At 59.0% G+C, this 490-nt stretch carries 2 protein-coding genes; both read right to left on the reverse strand.

The genetic code is table 11. The annotated features are described in order from the left end of the window. A partial coding sequence (locus RVY79_RS17265; RefSeq protein ID WP_317465705.1) for a hypothetical protein occupies positions 1-315 on the reverse strand: 315 nt, incomplete at its 3' end. Further along, positions 309-490, reverse strand: a 182-nt coding sequence (locus RVY79_RS17270) for a hypothetical protein (RefSeq protein ID WP_317465706.1), incomplete at its 5' end; no start/stop codon positions are given. The genes RVY79_RS17270 and RVY79_RS17265, both read right to left, overlap by 7 nt.

Genomic DNA, 490 nt, shown 5'->3' on the forward strand with positions numbered 1-490 from the left:
GGAGGAGTGGGTGTCATACAGCGCCCGCAATTTGTCCTCGATGCCGTCAAGGTATGGCCCAACAGTCGAGCGCTCTTGCGCGTCGTAAGGGAATTCAGTACCCGCGCCAAGGGCGTCGCGCGCATTGCAAACGATGGTGATTGCCGCATCGAGCGTTGCTGCGTCGTGCATCTTCGACCCCGCATCAGCCTGTGCGCGCAGGGCTTCTTTGATGCAGTCTTCAGCAGCGGCAACGAAGAACGGCACCGAATCTGGGTTGTGCCCTTCCTTGAAATAACGCTTGCCGATTTCGATGATTCGTTCCTTACTCAGCATGTCTTCTTCTCCTGTTCGCGGGCGGCGCGGAACGCCTTTGTAAGTTGTCTGTTCACGGCATGGCCGCGCGAGCGCACTACGTTGGCAACCTGCGCGCGGTCGTGGTGGCTTGCCGTCGCTTGCCTCAGCAGCCCGAGGTAGCTGTTTTCTGTCATCGTGTGGATGTCTTCTTCGG

The sequence above is a fragment of the Chromohalobacter sp. HP20-39 genome, assembly GCF_033052815.1.
GTDB lineage: Bacteria > Pseudomonadota > Gammaproteobacteria > Pseudomonadales > Halomonadaceae > Chromohalobacter.